This window comes from Streptomyces sp. NPDC103540 (genome assembly GCF_055584445.1).
The window spans coordinates 894077-908474 of sequence record NZ_JBVJMA010000001.1 but is presented as its reverse complement, the minus strand read 5'-3'; the positions used below and the strand labels follow the sequence as shown (position 1 = coordinate 908474).

Here is a 14398-nt window from a genome sequence, read left to right as displayed (position 1 = left end):
TCCATGACCGCCAACCTGCACCCGCGCCTCGCCGCCACCGTCACCGGCGGCCTCGTCCTGGCCGCCGCACTCACCGCCTGCTCCGGCTCCGGCTCCGGCGCGGACTCCGCGGCGGGCGGCGCGAAGGTCGTCACCGTCTACAGCGCCGACGGCCTCAAGAGCGAGAAGGGCGACGGCTGGTACGACAAGGTGTTCGCCGCCTTCACCCAGAAGACCGGCATCGAGGTCAAGTACGTGGAGGGCGGCTCGGGTGAGATGGTCCAGCGCGCCGTCCGCGAGAAGACCAACACCCAGGCCGACGTGCTGATCACCCTGCCCCCCTTCATCCAGCAGGCCGACGGCAAGGGGCTGCTCCAGGCCTACGCCCCGCAGGGCTCCGACAAGGTCGGCGGCGGCGACAAGGCGCCCGACGGCAAGTGGACCTCCGTCGTCAACAACTACTTCGGCTTCGTCTACAACAAGAAGGAGCTCGACCGGGCCCCCAGGACCTGGGAGGAACTCCTGGACGCCAAGTACAAGGGAAAGCTCCAGTACTCCACCCCGGGGGTCGCGGGCGACGGCACGGCCGTCCTCATCAAGTCGATGCACGACTTCGGCGGCAAGGAGCCGGCGATGGAGTACCTGAAGAGGCTCCAGGCCAACAACGTCGGCCCGTCCTCCTCCACCAGCAAGCTGGCGCCGAAGACCGACAAGGGCGAGCTGCTCGTCGCCAACGGCGACGTCCAGATGAACTTCGCCCAGTCCAAGTCCATGCCGAACCTCGGCATCTGGTTCCCCGCCAGGGAGGGCGGGAAGCCCACCACCTTCGCCCTCCCGTACGCGGCCGGCCTCGTGGACCGGGCGCCGCACGCCGAGAACGGCAGGAAGCTCCTCGACTTCATGCTCGGCGAGGAGGCCCAGAAGCTGGTCAGCGAGGTCGGCGGCGGATTCCCCGCCCGCTCCGACATCAAGCCGACCGACGCCAACGCCGTCGAACTCACCAGGATCATGGCGGGTGTCGAGGTGTTCGAACCGGACTGGGCCGACATCGACGGGAACCTGACGGGCTACGTCGACGCGTGGAAGTCGGCGACCGGAAGCTGACCGGTCACTTCCCGGTCACCCCCACCCGCCAGAGTGACGCTCGCATAACGGGTCTGGACCGAGGACCGCACCTTCGGTCCGGACCCGGCGCACACCCCCTCGCACCTCTCCCACGACCACTCCCGGAGGAGTACGTGCCCACTGTCCCGTCCGGACGCGCCCTCGCCGTGACCGCCACCGCCACGGCCCTGCTCGCCGCCGCACTCGCCACCCCCACCGCGGCAGCCGCACCCGCCACCCCCGCCACCGCCACGGCCAAGGCGGCCCCCGCCGCCGGCACCGACAAGGTCCTCGTCATCGGCCTGGACGGGGTGGTCCTCGACCGCGTCAGGGCCGCTAACGCCCCCCACCTGAAGGGCCTGATGGCCCAGGGCCTGACCGCGAGGAGCAGCCTGTACGCGAACCCGATGGCCGCCACCTCCTCCGGCCCGGGCTGGTCCACCATCGCCACCGGCGTGTGGCCCGACAAGCACGGGGTGAGGGACAACTCGTTCGTCGGCAAGAACCTCACGGACCACCCCGACTTCCTGACCCGCGTCGAGAACGCCCGACCCGCGCTCAACACCTACGCGGCCGCCGACTGGGAACCCGTCACCTCCACCGACGCGGGCGGCCCCATCTTCTCCGCCAAGGTCGACAAGAGGCTCAGCCTCAAGGGCGACCGCGACGGCTACGGCAACGAGGACCCGAAGATCACCGCCGCCGCCGTCACCGAACTGCGCGACCGGGACCCCGACGCCTCCTTCGTCTACCTCGGCCAGGTCGACTCCGCCGGCCATTCCCACGGCGCCGCGAGCCCGCAGTACCTCGACGCCGTCGCCCGCGTCGACGCGATGGTCGGCCAACTGCTCACCGCCGTCCAGAGCCGCCCGACGTACGCCCGGGAGAACTGGAAGGTCCTGGTCACCACCGACCACGGCCACACCGACGCCGGCGGCCACGGCGGCTCCACCCCCGCCGAACGCGCCACCTTCGTCATCGCCAAGGGCGCCGGCATCCCCGCCGGTTCCGTGCGCGAGGACGTCAGGCTCGCCGACGTCGCCGCGACCGCCCTCGCCCACCTCGGCGTCCCCACCACCGGCCTGGACGGCGTCCCGCTCGACGCCCCCGACGCCGACCCCTTCGACACCCTGCGCCCGAACCTCCGCTCGCGGGTGGACGAGACGGGCATCCCGGCCGCGGTGAAGGGCTTCACCCGCACCCCGCCCGCCGGCTGGTCCGTCGACGATTCGAGGATGGGCACGGGCGGCGTCACCGAATGGGCCGGCTGGTCCTTCGCGACCGACGAGTTCTGGACCCAGGCGCAGCGCGACCAGTGGCGCGAGTCGAACGTCCGCTCGCGCGACGTGTTCGCCGTCGCCGACTCCGACGAGTGGGACGACAAGACCCACACCGGCACCTTCGACTCCACCCTGATCACCCCCCGGTGGGCGGTCGCCGGGGGCACGACGAGGACGCTGACCTACCGGACGCACTACCGCCACGAGGCCGGCCAGACCGCCCAGGTCCTGGTCTCCTACGACGGCGGCGCCCCGACCGTGGTGAAGACCCACACCGCGGACGCCCTCGCCAAGGTGGAGTCCCTCGCCCTCCAGGTCCCCGCGGGCACCACCGACGTCCAGGTCCGCTTCCGCTACAGCGGGAACAACAACTGGTTCTGGGCCGTCGACGACGTCCGCCTCGGCTAGCCCGTACGGGTGAGGAGGTCCGGGCCGTGGACGCCCACCGCGTCCGCGGCCCGAGCCCGCTAGGGTAGTGGTACAGACCACAGACCCACAGGTCAGAGGCCCCCAGAGCGGAGAGAAATCCGTGGCAGAGCGCAAGCCGATCGAATCCTGGCTCACCGACATGGACGGGGTCCTCATCCACGAGGGCACGCCGATCCCCGGGGCCGACGCCTTCATCAAGCGGCTGCGCGAGTCCGGCAAGCCCTTCCTGGTGCTGACCAACAACTCCATCTACACCCCGCGCGACCTCCAGGCCCGGCTCCACCGGATGGGCCTGGACGTGCCCGTCGAGAACATCTGGACCTCCGCGCTCGCCACCGCGAAGTTCCTCGACGACCAGCGCCCCGGCGGCACCGCCTACGTGATCGGCGAGGCCGGTCTGACCACGGCGCTGCACGACATCGGCTACATCCTCACCGACCACGAGCCCGACTACGTCGTCCTCGGCGAGACCCGCACCTACAGCTTCGAGGCCATGACCAAGGCCGTCCGGCTGATCAACGGCGGCGCCCGCTTCATCTGCACCAACCCCGACGAGACCGGCCCCTCCACCGAGGGCCCGCTCCCGGCCACGGGTGCCGTCGCCGCCCTGATCACGAAGGCCACCGGCAAGAAGCCCTACTTCGCCGGGAAGCCGAACCCGCTCATGATGCGCACGGGCCTCAACGCCATCGGCGCGCACTCCGAGAGCAGCGCGATGATCGGCGACCGCATGGACACCGACGTGCTGGCCGGGCTGGAGGCGGGCATGCAGACCTTCCTCGTCCTGACCGGACTGACCTCCGTCGAGGACACCGAGAAGTTCCCCTACCGCCCGACCAAGACCGTCGACTCCATCGCCGACCTGGTCGACCTGGTCTGAGGTCGGCCGGGGCCGTACGGGTGGGCCCGGGCGGGGCGCGCGCCTGCGGCATTGGTGCGTACGGCTGACTCTTACGGGCCAAGAGGGCGCCGCTCCGGATGCGGAGCGGCGCGTCGCGCGTGAATCTCCTTGTCGAGGAGGTTCACCATGCGCAGTTCTCTGCTCGCCGTCCGTGCCGTCGGGGTGGCCGTCGCCCTGGCGGCCTGCACCGTCGTGACCGCCCCCGTCGCGTCCGCCAACGAGTGGGACCGGGGAGGCGTCTCGGCGGAACCGAACCCGGCCGACCCGCGGACGGAGGTCAAGATCCGTGTCCGCGGCTGCAATGCCGACTGGGCGGTGGCGCATTCCTCCGTCTTCGTCTCCGAGGCCCGGCTCTCGTCCGGCCACGGGGACGGCCGCACCCTGTTCGGGGAGGCGCGGATCGCCGCGCACGCCCAGCCCGGTTGGCACGAGATCCGGGTGAAGTGCGGCGGTCGTGACGAGGGCCTGCGCGGGTCCATCGAGGTCCGCCGCGGCCACCACCCCGACCCCCACCGCAGTCCGGTCTGGCCGATCCACGCGGGTGGCGGCGGGATGTCGGCCGAGATCGCCGAGACCACCCGGCTCGCCGCGGCGACCAAGAAGCACCACGACACCGACGGCCCCGGCCTGCCGCACACCGTGATCGGCGCCGTCCTCGCCGCCGCGGCCACCCTGGCGGTCGCCGGCCGGGCCCTGACCCTGCGCCGTCGCCGCAACGGCGGATGAGCGGGGGCGCGGCGTGAGCGGGGGCGAGGCGAAGGCCGGCGCCGGCGGTCGGTTGCTGACCTTCGCCGCCTGGTCGGTGTTGGTGCTGGGCCTGTGGCTGTGGGGCAAGGAGATCACCGGGGTCCCGGCCGGGACGCCCGCCGGGCAGGCCGCCGCCCCACCGGTGGCGGGGTTGCCGGTCGCGCACGTCCCGCTGTCGGCGGCGATGCCGGCACGGGTCGACGTACCGGCCATGGGCGTCCAGGCGCCCGTCATCGCCCGGGGGCTCGACGCCGAGGGGGCGATCGACCCGCCGCCCTACGAGCTGCCGGGCACCGTCGGCTGGTGGGGCGCGGGCCCCGCGCCGGGCGCGGCCGGCGCCGCGCTGATGGTGGGGCACGTCGACACGAAGTCCAAACCGGCGGTCTTCTACGGCCTGTCCGCCCTGCGGCCGGGGGAGAAGATCCGGGTGTCGCGGGCGGACGGCACGGTCGCGGAGTTCACCGTCGAGGACGTACGGGTCCACGAGCGCGCCGGCTTCGATCCCCAGGCGGCGTACGGCCCCCGGGTCAAGGGGCGCGCGGAGTTGCGGCTGGTGACCTGCGGCGGCAGTTACGACAAGGCGGCCAAGCGGTACTCGGCGAACGTGGTGGTCTCCGCCTATCTGACGGGCGCGGGTGCCCGCGCGGGCACCGCCGCGTAGCGGGAGAGGACAACGAAGAAGCCCCCCACAGCTTTCGCTGTGGGGGGCTTCTTCGTGTCTGTGCGCCGCCAGGGACTCGAACCCCGGACCCGCTGATTAAGAGTCAGCTGCTCTAACCAACTGAGCTAGCGGCGCTTGGTGACAGGGAAAACTCTACCCCACTTCCACTGGTGCTCGTGACCACCAGTGTGTGTTCTGTCCGATTAACCCATGTTTAGGGGTTTTGTCGTGCACGATATGTCTGGCCGGACGCGGATCTGACGCCCCACCAGACGCGTGCCCGGGCCCAGCCGTGGTGGACGAGCAGAGGAGTGGACGGATCCGCATGACGATGCAGCCTCCGATGCATGTACGGATGCCGATGCCGGCCTTCGAGGAGTTCGAGCCCGCGCGCGACTGCGTGTGCCTCGGGTGCGCCCAGCGCCGCCGGGCCCTCTCCCGGGCGCGGGCCATACCGCTACGGGACGGCGGACACCCGGCCGCGCGCGGGGCACGCCGGGCCCTGGTGCTGGCCACGGCGGCCGGCGTGGTCCTCGGCGGCGGCGGATCGGTCGCCCTCGCCGAGGCGAGGCCCCTGCCCGGCCCGGCACCGGTGGCACTGGACGACCCCGACACCCCGCAGGGCGGCCGCGCCCCGCTGCACGGCCGACCGGCGACGGGACAGCGCCCGGGGACGGCGCCGGGAGGACGGCCGGGCGCGCCGTCCGTGGTCAAGCGGATCGACCGGACCACGATCATCAACCGGGCCAAGGTGTGGCTGGAGGCCAAGGTCCCTTACAGCATGTCCGAGTACTGGGTGGACGGCTACCGACAGGACTGCTCGGGCTACGTTTCCATGGCCTGGAACCTCGGCACGAACGAGTGGACCGGCAGCCTCGACGCCTTCGCCACCCGCATCACCAAGGAAGAGCTGCTCCCCGGCGACATGCTGCTCTTCCACAATCCGGCGGACCCCAACAAGGGCTCGCACGTCGTCCTCTTCGGCGGCTGGGTCGACGAGACGCGCACGCACTACGTCGCCTACGAGCAGACCCGCCCGACGACGCGCAAGCAGGCGACGCCCTACGCGTACTGGAACAACTCGGCGAAGTACCTCCCGTACCGGTTCAACGGGGTGACGGGCGTGACCGCGCCCGAGGTCCCGGCTCCCCAGACCCCGGCTCCCCAGACCCCGACCCCTCAGACCCCGACCCCCCAGGTGCCCGCGCCGGGCGCCGGGCCGGTGGCCGCGACCCCCTTCCCGGGGGCGGCGAAGTTCGGCCCCGGCGCCGACAACGCCCACGTCCTCGAACTTGGCAGGATGCTGATCGGCCGGGGCGCCCTGCGCTTCTACCCCAAGGGCGCGAGCACGGTGTGGAGCGAGGCGGACCGGCTGGCCACCCAGGCCTTCCAGCGCGCGCAGGGCTGGACCGGCGCGGACGCGGACGGGATGCCCGGCGAGCACACCTGGCGGCTGCTGGTGCGCAAGGAGGGCAAGGACATCCCGCCCGAGCCGGGCCGGGCGGGACCGGCCGGGGTGCCCGCGTACCCGGGGTTGAAGGTGTTCCGCCCCGGCCAGACCCATCCGGCCGTCGCCGCCCTCGGCCGCCGCCTGCTGCAGAAGGGCTTCGGCAAGCACTACACGTCAGGTCCCGGCCCGCGCTGGAGCGAGGCCGACCGCCGCAACGTCGAGGCCTTCCAGCGCGCGCAGGGCTGGCGCGGGGCCTCGGCCGACGGCTACCCGGGCCCGGAAACCTGGCGCCGGCTGTTCGCATGACGGAGGCAACGATGTACCCGACCCGCACCACGTCGACGACGGGCACCTTCCACCCGCCCACCCGCCCGCCGGCCGCCCCCGACCAAGCCGCCGCCGCGCCGGCCGGCCGCGTGCCCGCCGCCCCTGCGCCGGCCGCTCCCGCGCCGGTCGCTCCGGCGCCGGTCGCTCCGGCGCCGGTCGCTCCGGCGCCGGTCGCTCCGGCGTCGGCCACCTCCGACCCGGCCACCTCAGACCCGGCCACCTCCTACCCGGCCACCTCCGACCCGGTCGCCGCCGTGTCGGCCGGGGCCACGCCGGTCACCCTTGCGCCGGTCGCTCCGGCGTCGGCCGCCGCCGCGTCGGCCGGGCCCGCCCCGGTCACCCGTGCTCCGGTTGCCGCCGTGCCGCCCGGCCCCGTGTCGGCCGCCGCGTCGTTCGGCGCGGCGACGACCGCCGCCGTGCCGGTCGCCGCCGTGCCGGCTACCCCCGCATCGATCGCTCCCGCGTCGGCGGGCACCGCGCCGGGCGCCGTCGTCGCTTCGGTGCCGCGGGCCCACGGGGGTGTTCGGGAGCCCGACACCGAGCACGCGCTGCGGGGCGGGCACGCCGTTGCGGCGCCGGGGCATCCCGCGCCGGTCGCGGAACCCGTGGCGGAGGTCGCGGGGCCCCGCCCCGGCCGCTGGATGGCCCTGCCGGAGCCCGCCGCCCGGGAGCGGCCCCGCCCCGCCGCGCCCGTGACGGAACCGACGCCCCCGTACCGGCCCCCGGCCCTCGCCGAGTTCGGCGCCCGCGGCGCGACCCTCGCCCCGCAGGAGTCACCGCCCGGGCCGGTGGTGGTGCCGTTCCCGGAGCCGGCCGCGGCCCCGCGGAGCGCCGCGTGGACGCCGTTCCCCGAACCGGCGGAGCCCGCGACGCTCCACGACCGCACCCCCGTCGGCGCCGTGCCCGAGCCCGTCCGTGCGGGACACGACCCCGCCGCACGCCCCGAGCCGTGGCCGGCCCCGAGGGAGCGGGCCCCCGAGGCCGCGGCGGGCGCCGGCGCGTCCCGGTACGGGGTCGAGGCCTGGCCCCCGGTCGCGCGGGCGGCGCCCGACGACGACGTCCCCGCCCCCGGGCCGTGGCCCGTGGCGGCCGTCCCGGTCCTCGCCCCGGACCCGGAGCCCGCCGCGCGGCACGACGACGGGTTCGACCCGGAGCCCGCCCCGGAAGAGCCGTACGCCCGGTCCGACGCGGAGCCGTGGCCCGCCGCACCCGGGACCGGGGTGCCCGGCCCCGGGGTCGCCGACCTCGTCGCGCGGGCCGTCGAGCGCGGGATGGGGCCGCGGCACGCGGACGGCGACGCCGACACCGCGGGCATCCCGACGTACGCGCCCCCCTCGCGGGGGACGGCCGTCACGGACATCCCCGTCCACCTCCCCTTCCGTGCCCACCCGAGCCCTCCCGCCCCCACCGCCCCGCGCCCCGCCCCCGCACGCGCGCCCCGCGCCGCCGCCGGCCGCCGGGTGCCCCGGGGTGACGACCGGCTGCGCGAGCACCGGGGTCCGGTCCTGCCCGGCTGGATCGCCGTGGCCGTCGGGGGCCTCGCCCTGGCCGGCTGCGCGGCCGTCCTGCTGCGGGCCGGGGTGGTGCCCGCCCCGGTGGTGGCCGCCTTCGGGGTGACCCCCCGCGCCTACCAGGGGCTGCGGGCCACGCACTGGCCCCCGCTCGCCTTCCTCGGCATCGTGACCCTCCTCGCGCTCGGCGGCCTGGGCCGGGCCAAGGCGGGCCACGCCTGGGTGCTCACCCTCTTCGGGCGCTACCGGGGCACGGTCCGGCGTACGGGCCTGACCTGGATCAGTCCGCTGCTGCTGCGTCGGCGGGTCGACGTACGGCTGCGGCACTGGCGCAGCGAGCCCATGGCCGCCGTCGACTGCGGCGGGCTCGCGCTGCGGGTCGTCGTACAGGTCGTCTGGCAGGTCAAGGACACCGCCCGCGCGACCCTCGCCGTCGAGGACCACACGGAGTACCTCGCGGAGCAGGTGGAGTCGGCGATGGCGCGGGTGCTGTCCCAACTCCCGGCCGACGCCTTCCACGAGGACGCGCCGACCCTGCGCGACGCCGAGGCCGTCGGCGACGCGTTGACGCGGATGCTCGCGGCCGAAACCGAGGCGGTCGGCATCGAGGTGTTCTCCGCCCAGCCCACGCGCATCGAGTACGCCCCCGAGGTGGCCGAGGCGATGCGCCGGCGGCGGGTCGCGGCGATCGACGCCAAGCACCGGGACACCGTGTTGACCTCGGTCGTCGACGCCGTGGACGACACCGTCCAACGGCTGACCTCGCGCGGGATCGTCGAGCTCGACGACTACGAGCGCAAGGCCCTGGTGAAGGACCTCACCGTCGCCTTCTACACCGGGCGTGGTGACCAGTAACGGCAGCCCCACGGGCGCGACGCGGAAACGGATGGCCGGTACACACCGGACCATCCGTTTTCGCATTGGTATAGACATGGCCAACTCCCGTCAATACTGTGGGACTTGGTCTAGACCTGAAACCGTCCTGTTCAGTCTCAGTCGTCTCCCGCACGAGTCATCCCCAGGCGCGCGCACGCTCCCGTCCGACTCGTGACGGCCCCCCACGCCCAAGGAGCAGCCCCATGCGTCCGTTCCGCATGCCCGCACGTCCGTCGTCCCGTCCCGCCCGCGCCGGCGCCGCGGCCACGCTCGGTCTCGGCCTCGTCGCCGGCGTCGCCCTCCTCGGCGCCCCGAGCGCGAGCGGCCACGGCTACACCGACACCCCGATCAGCCGCCAGAAGCTCTGTGCCAACAAGACCGTCTCCGACTGCGGGCCCATCCAGTGGGAGCCGCAGAGCGTCGAGGGCCCCAAGGGCTTCCCCGCGCTCGGCCCCTCCGACGGCACGATATGCGCCGGCGGCCACGCCGAGTTCGCCCAGCTCGACAACCCGCGCGGAGGCAACTGGCCCGCGACGTCCGTCACCTCCGGCCAGGGCTACAACTTCCGTTGGCAGTTCACCGCCAACCACGCGACCACCGACATCAAGTACTACGTCACCAAGACCGGCTGGGACCCGACCAAGCCCCTCACCCGCTCCGCCCTCGACCCCCAGCCCTTCCTCACCGTCGCCTACAACGGCGCCCGCCCCGCCATGACCACCACCCACCAGGGCGCCCTGCCGAGCGGCAAGACCGGCCGGCACATGATCCTGGCGGTCTGGACCGTCCACGACACCCCGATGGCCTTCTACGCCTGCTCCGACGTTCAGTTCTGACGCAACGTCAGCTAACCTCCGGCGGCATGCGGACGACGACTGCGCCCGAGACCGTCGCTGAACTCATCGCGTGCCAATGGGGGGACCCGCGGCCCGGACTGCTGCACGGGGCCGACACCGTGCGCACTCCCGGGGCCGCCGCCGTGCCCGCCGCCGGGGCCGACACCGGCGCGGTCACGGGCGCGCCCGCGGGCGCGGTCACCGTGCTCGACCGCCACCACTACGCGTGCGGGGCCGCCGCCCGCGCCGCGCTCCTCGTCGACCTCCTGCCGAGGGGCGCGGAGCCGCACGTGGGGGTGCTGCTCGACAACACCCCCGAGTTCCCCCTCTGGCTCGGCGCCGCGGCCCTGGCCGGGGCCGCCGTCGCCGGGATCAACCCCACCCGGCGCGGCCCCGAGCTGGCCCGCGACGTCCTGCACACCGACTGCCGCGTCCTGATCACCGCGCCGGAGCACCTGCGACTGCTGCGCGGACTCGACCTGCCCGGCGTACGGATCCTCGTGACCGGCACCGAGGAGTACGCCGCCCTCCTCGCCCCCTACGCCGCCGCCAAGCCGGGCGAGGCCCGTTTCGCCCCGCCCGCGCCCGGCACCCGCTTCCTCCTCTACTTCACCTCCGGCTCCACCGGCGCCCCCAAGGCCGCCATCTGCGGCCAGGGCCGCGTCGCCGCGGCCGGCCACGCCCTGGCCCGCCGCTTCGGCACCACTCCGGACGACGTCCACTACGTCTGCATGCCGCTCTTCCACGGCAACGCCGTCATCGCCGACTGGCTGCCCGCCCTCGCCGCCGGCGCTTCGGTCGCGCTGCGCCCGCGTTTCTCCGCCTCCGCGTTCCTGGACGACGTACGCGCCTACGGGGCCACCTATTTCACCTACGTCGGCCGCGCCGTGCAGTACCTCCTGGCCACCGAGCCCCGCCCCGACGACCGCGCGCACCCCCTGCGCCTGGGCTTCGGCACCGAGGCCGGCGCCGTCGACGCCGCCCGCTTCGCGCGGCGGTTCGGCGTCCGCCTCGTCGAGGGGTACGGGGCCACCGAGGGCGGCGCCTCCGTCCAGCTCACCCCCGACACCCCGCCCGGCGCCCTCGGCCGGGCCGGCGACGGGGACGACCTGGCCGTCGTCGACCCGGAGACCGGCCGCGAATGCCCCGCCGCCCTCCTCGACGCCGAAGGTCGCCTGCGCAACGGCGACGAGGCCATAGGGGAGCTGGTCAACCGGGGCCGCAGCCTCTTCGAGGGCTACTGGCGCAACCCCGAGGCCCAGGCCGACCGCACCCGCGACGGCTGGTACTGGACCGGCGACCTCTTCTTCCGCGACCCCGAGGGCTTCCTCTACTTCGCCGGTCGCACCGACGACCGGCTGCGCGTCGACAGCGAGAACCTGGCCGCCGCCGTGATCGAGAACATCGTCGCCCGCTGGGAGGAGGCCGTCGCCGTCGCCGTCTACGCCGTCCCCGACGAGGCCGCCGGGGACCAGGTCATGGCCGCCCTCGTGCTGCGCGGGGGAGCCCGCTTCGACCCCGGGGCCTTCGCCGACTTCCTCGCCGCCCAGCCCGACCTCGGCACCAAGATGGCCCCGCGCTACGTCCGGATCCTCGACGCGATGCCCGTCACCGCCACCAACAAGGTCCACCGGGTCGCCCTGCGCCGCGCCGGCTTCCTGTGCCCCGATCCGCTCTGGTGGCGCGCCGTCGACGGATACCGCCCCCTCGACCCGCCCGCGCTGGCCGGACTGCTCGCCCGGTACGAGGACCGGGGCCGCCGCCACCTGCTGGAACGCTGATCGCGGGCGCCCGGCGGTATTGGTTTGGAGCACCCCCGGGGACCAGGTAGTATTTTCTCTGTCAGGCGCCGCTAGCTCAGTTGGTTAGAGCAGCTGACTCTTAATCAGCGGGTCCGGGGTTCGAGTCCCTGGCGGCGCACCTGTACTTCGGGCGGTTTCCGGTTCACCGGGAACCGCCCGAAGTGTTTTCCCGGCCCTGCTGGCCCTTCCGGCCCTTTCGGCTCCGCCCCGGCTCCCCGGTCTCAGAGCGTGAGCGACAGCAGCAGCGGGGCGGCCTTGCGGTTGAGGGTGTCGGCCGCGGCGCGCAGGCGGTGGGCGTGCTCGACGGGCATCGACAGGGCCAGGCAGCCCACGGCCGCACCGGCCGTGATCGGTACGGCGGCGCAGACGGTGCCCACCGCGTACTCCTGGAGGTCCAGCATCGGGACCGTCGCCGGCTGGCTGTCCAGCTTCGAGAAGAGGATGCGCTCGTTCACGATCGTCTTCGAGGTCAGGCGGGCGATCTTGTGGCGGGACAGGTGGTCGCGCCTGGCGTTCTGGTCGAGCTGCGTCAGCAGGCACTTGCCGACGGCGCTCGCGTGGGCCGCCGAGCGGAAGTCCACCCACTCGTGGACCTTCGGGGTGCGCGGGCTGTCGGCGAACTGGGTGATGCGGACCTCGCCGTCCACGTAGCGGCTGATGTAGACGGCCGCGCCGACGGAGTCGCGCAGCCGGTCCAGGGTGTCCTGGAGCTTGTCCTGGAGGGCCTGCTGCCGGTCGACGCCGGAACCGAGCAGGACGAGGGAGTCCCCTATGGCGTAGGCGCCGTCGGACACCTGGAGGACGTAGCCCTCCCGACGCAGCATGAGCAGCATCGGGGCGAGATGGACCGCCGGCAGACCGGTCTCACGCGCGATCTGCACGTCGGTCACACCACCGGTGTGCCGCGAGATCGTTTCGAGTACGCGCAGGGCGTACTGCACCGAGTGGAACGGCGCGGTCGGCTCGGGCTTCAGCGCCACGGTTTCCCCCTACCAGGTTGTTACCGCCTGCCGTACCACGATAGCCGGCAAGAGGCGCACGTGGAGCGTCTGTTGAAGAGATTGATGGCTTAATCAAGTCCCTCTGCCTGGATCTACCCTTCTGGCATATGCCAGTGGCACGTCCACACGCGGCCGCGTCGGGAATGCCCGACGGAACCGCACGGTTCCACCCATTCGACGCGCAAGGAGCGCACGAGCCGAACGGGACGGGAGCGACGATGAGCGACACCGAGGACGCGGGCCGACGCGCGGACGGGAACGGCACGGACGGCGGCGCCGCGGAGGCGATCCGCGGCGTGGTGCGGGGCGAGGCGCCGGTGCCGCTGTCGGTGCTCGACCTCGTCACGGTCGGCAGCGGCAGCACCGCGGCCGCCTCGCTGCGCACCAGCGTGGCGATATCCCGGCTCGCCGAATCCCGCGGCTACCACCGTCACTGGGTGGCCGAGCACCACTCCATGCCCGGGGTCGCCAGCTCCTCCCCGGCCGTGATCCTGTCCCACCTCGCCGCCCACACCACCCGGATCCGGCTCGGCTCGGGCGGGGTCATGCTGCCCAACCACGCCCCGCTGGCCGTGGCCGAGCAGTTCGGCACCCTGGAGGCGTTCGCCCCCGGCCGCGTCGACCTCGGCCTCGGCCGCGCGCCCGGCACCGATCCGCGGACGGCCGCCGCGCTGCGCGGGCCCGGACGGCTCGACGAGGCGGCGGACGACTTCCCCCGGCAGCTCGCGGAGCTGACCCGCTTCCTCGACGACGACTTCCCCGACGGGCACCCGTACTCCCGCGTGCACGCGGTCCCCGGGCCGGTGCAGGGATCCGTCGGGCGGCCGCCGATCTGGCTGCTGGGCTCCTCCGGGTTCAGCGCCCGCCTCGCGGGGGAGCTGGGGCTGCCGTTCGCGTACGCCCACCACTTCTCCGCGGCCGGGACCCTGCCGGCCCTCGACCTCTACCGGCAGAGCTTCCGCCCCTCGGCCGTGCTGGACGCCCCGTACGCCCTCATCGGGGTCGCGGCGCTGGCCGCCGACACCGAGGAGGAGGCCCGCGCCCAGGTGCTCACCGGCGCGCTGTCGATGCTGCGGCTGCGCAGCGGCCGGCCCGGACCGGTGCCGACGCCGCAGGAGGCGGCCGCGTACCCCTTCTCGCCGCTGGAGCGGGAGTTCGTCGACGGCTGGATCGCCAACATCGTGCACGGCATCCCCGACGAGGTGCGCTCGGGACTCGACGCCCTGGTGAAGCGGACGGGCGCCGACGAGCTGATGCTGACCGCCAACGCCCACAGCGGGGCGGCCCGGTTGCGCTCGTACGGGCTCGTCGCAGATGCGTACGGGTTCCCGACGGAGGGATCGACTCCGGCTTGAGCGAAGACCAACGGGGTTTGGCTGGTTTGTTGCCGAAACCTTGCCGAGGGATGACCTAAGGCAACCTTAAACCGCTCGTCACCCGGGGTGGCGGGCGGTTTTTGTGTTGCCTCCAGCCGTCTGACGAGCCAATTTGCGC

General features: G+C 73.8%; 11 protein-coding genes and 2 tRNA genes. 11 read left to right on the top strand and 2 right to left on the bottom strand.

The features are described 5' to 3' along the window. Positions 1-3: 3 nt before the first annotated feature. The 5 genes from ACZ6ZI_RS04035 to ACZ6ZI_RS04015 all read left to right on the top strand — a co-directional run bounded on the left by ACZ6ZI_RS04035 (position 4) and on the right by ACZ6ZI_RS04015 (position 5101). Complete coding sequence (locus ACZ6ZI_RS04035) at positions 4-1083, top strand: 2-aminoethylphosphonate ABC transporter substrate-binding protein (protein ID WP_469515451.1); 1080 nt, start codon at positions 4-6, stop codon at positions 1081-1083. A 134-nt stretch (positions 1084-1217) separates the two neighbouring features. Continuing rightward, positions 1218-2771 (top strand): alkaline phosphatase family protein, encoded by a 1554-nt coding sequence (locus ACZ6ZI_RS04030; protein WP_469515449.1) that lies wholly within the window; start codon positions 1218-1220, stop codon positions 2769-2771. 121 nt (positions 2772-2892) lie between these two features. Then, on the top strand, positions 2893-3672 hold the full coding sequence (locus ACZ6ZI_RS04025) for an HAD-IIA family hydrolase (RefSeq protein WP_363054452.1): 780 nt from the start codon (positions 2893-2895) through the stop codon (positions 3670-3672). Between the two features lie 147 nt (positions 3673-3819). Next, the gene (locus ACZ6ZI_RS04020) at positions 3820-4419 is read left to right on the top strand and encodes a hypothetical protein (protein ID WP_469515446.1); all 600 of its coding nucleotides are present in this window, start codon (positions 3820-3822) and stop codon (positions 4417-4419) included. Between the two features lie 13 nt (positions 4420-4432). Further along, positions 4433-5101: a class F sortase gene (locus ACZ6ZI_RS04015; protein ID WP_469515442.1), complete on the top strand. Its 669-nt coding sequence runs from the start codon at positions 4433-4435 to the stop codon at positions 5099-5101. A 61-nt stretch (positions 5102-5162) separates the two neighbouring features. On the opposite strand, the gene ACZ6ZI_RS04010 is transcribed toward ACZ6ZI_RS04015, so the two are convergent. Continuing rightward, positions 5163-5236, bottom strand: a tRNA-Lys gene (locus ACZ6ZI_RS04010). A 220-nt stretch (positions 5237-5456) separates the two neighbouring features. On the opposite strand from ACZ6ZI_RS04010, the gene ACZ6ZI_RS04005 reads away from it, so the two are divergent. The 5 genes from ACZ6ZI_RS04005 (at position 5457) to ACZ6ZI_RS03985 (ending at position 12021) form a co-directional block, all read left to right on the top strand. After that, positions 5457-6857, top strand: a complete 1401-nt coding sequence (locus ACZ6ZI_RS04005; RefSeq protein WP_469515859.1) for a peptidoglycan-binding protein — start codon at positions 5457-5459, stop codon at positions 6855-6857. After that, complete coding sequence (locus ACZ6ZI_RS04000) at positions 6854-9244, top strand: SPFH domain-containing protein (RefSeq protein WP_469515439.1); 2391 nt, start codon at positions 6854-6856, stop codon at positions 9242-9244. The genes ACZ6ZI_RS04005 and ACZ6ZI_RS04000 overlap by 4 nt, the downstream gene beginning before the upstream one ends. 224 nt (positions 9245-9468) lie before the next feature. After that, the gene (locus ACZ6ZI_RS03995; RefSeq protein ID WP_469515436.1) at positions 9469-10101 is read left to right on the top strand and encodes a lytic polysaccharide monooxygenase auxiliary activity family 9 protein; all 633 of its coding nucleotides are present in this window, start codon (positions 9469-9471) and stop codon (positions 10099-10101) included. 26 nt (positions 10102-10127) lie between these two features. Then, complete coding sequence (locus ACZ6ZI_RS03990; RefSeq protein WP_469515433.1) at positions 10128-11882, top strand: AMP-binding protein; 1755 nt, start codon at positions 10128-10130, stop codon at positions 11880-11882. 65 nt (positions 11883-11947) lie between these two features. Further along, positions 11948-12021: transfer RNA gene (locus tag ACZ6ZI_RS03985), tRNA-Lys, on the top strand. A 103-nt stretch (positions 12022-12124) separates the two neighbouring features. Here ACZ6ZI_RS03985 and ACZ6ZI_RS03980 read toward each other — a convergent pair. Further along, a complete protein-coding gene (locus tag ACZ6ZI_RS03980; protein ID WP_469515430.1) occupies positions 12125-12883 on the bottom strand; it encodes an IclR family transcriptional regulator in 759 nt (252 codons plus the stop codon). Between the two features lie 239 nt (positions 12884-13122). Between ACZ6ZI_RS03980 and ACZ6ZI_RS03975 the strand changes: the two genes are divergently transcribed. Further along, positions 13123-14259: an LLM class flavin-dependent oxidoreductase gene (locus tag ACZ6ZI_RS03975; protein ID WP_469515428.1), complete on the top strand. Its 1137-nt coding sequence runs from the start codon at positions 13123-13125 to the stop codon at positions 14257-14259. Positions 14260-14398: the final 139 nt, after the last annotated feature.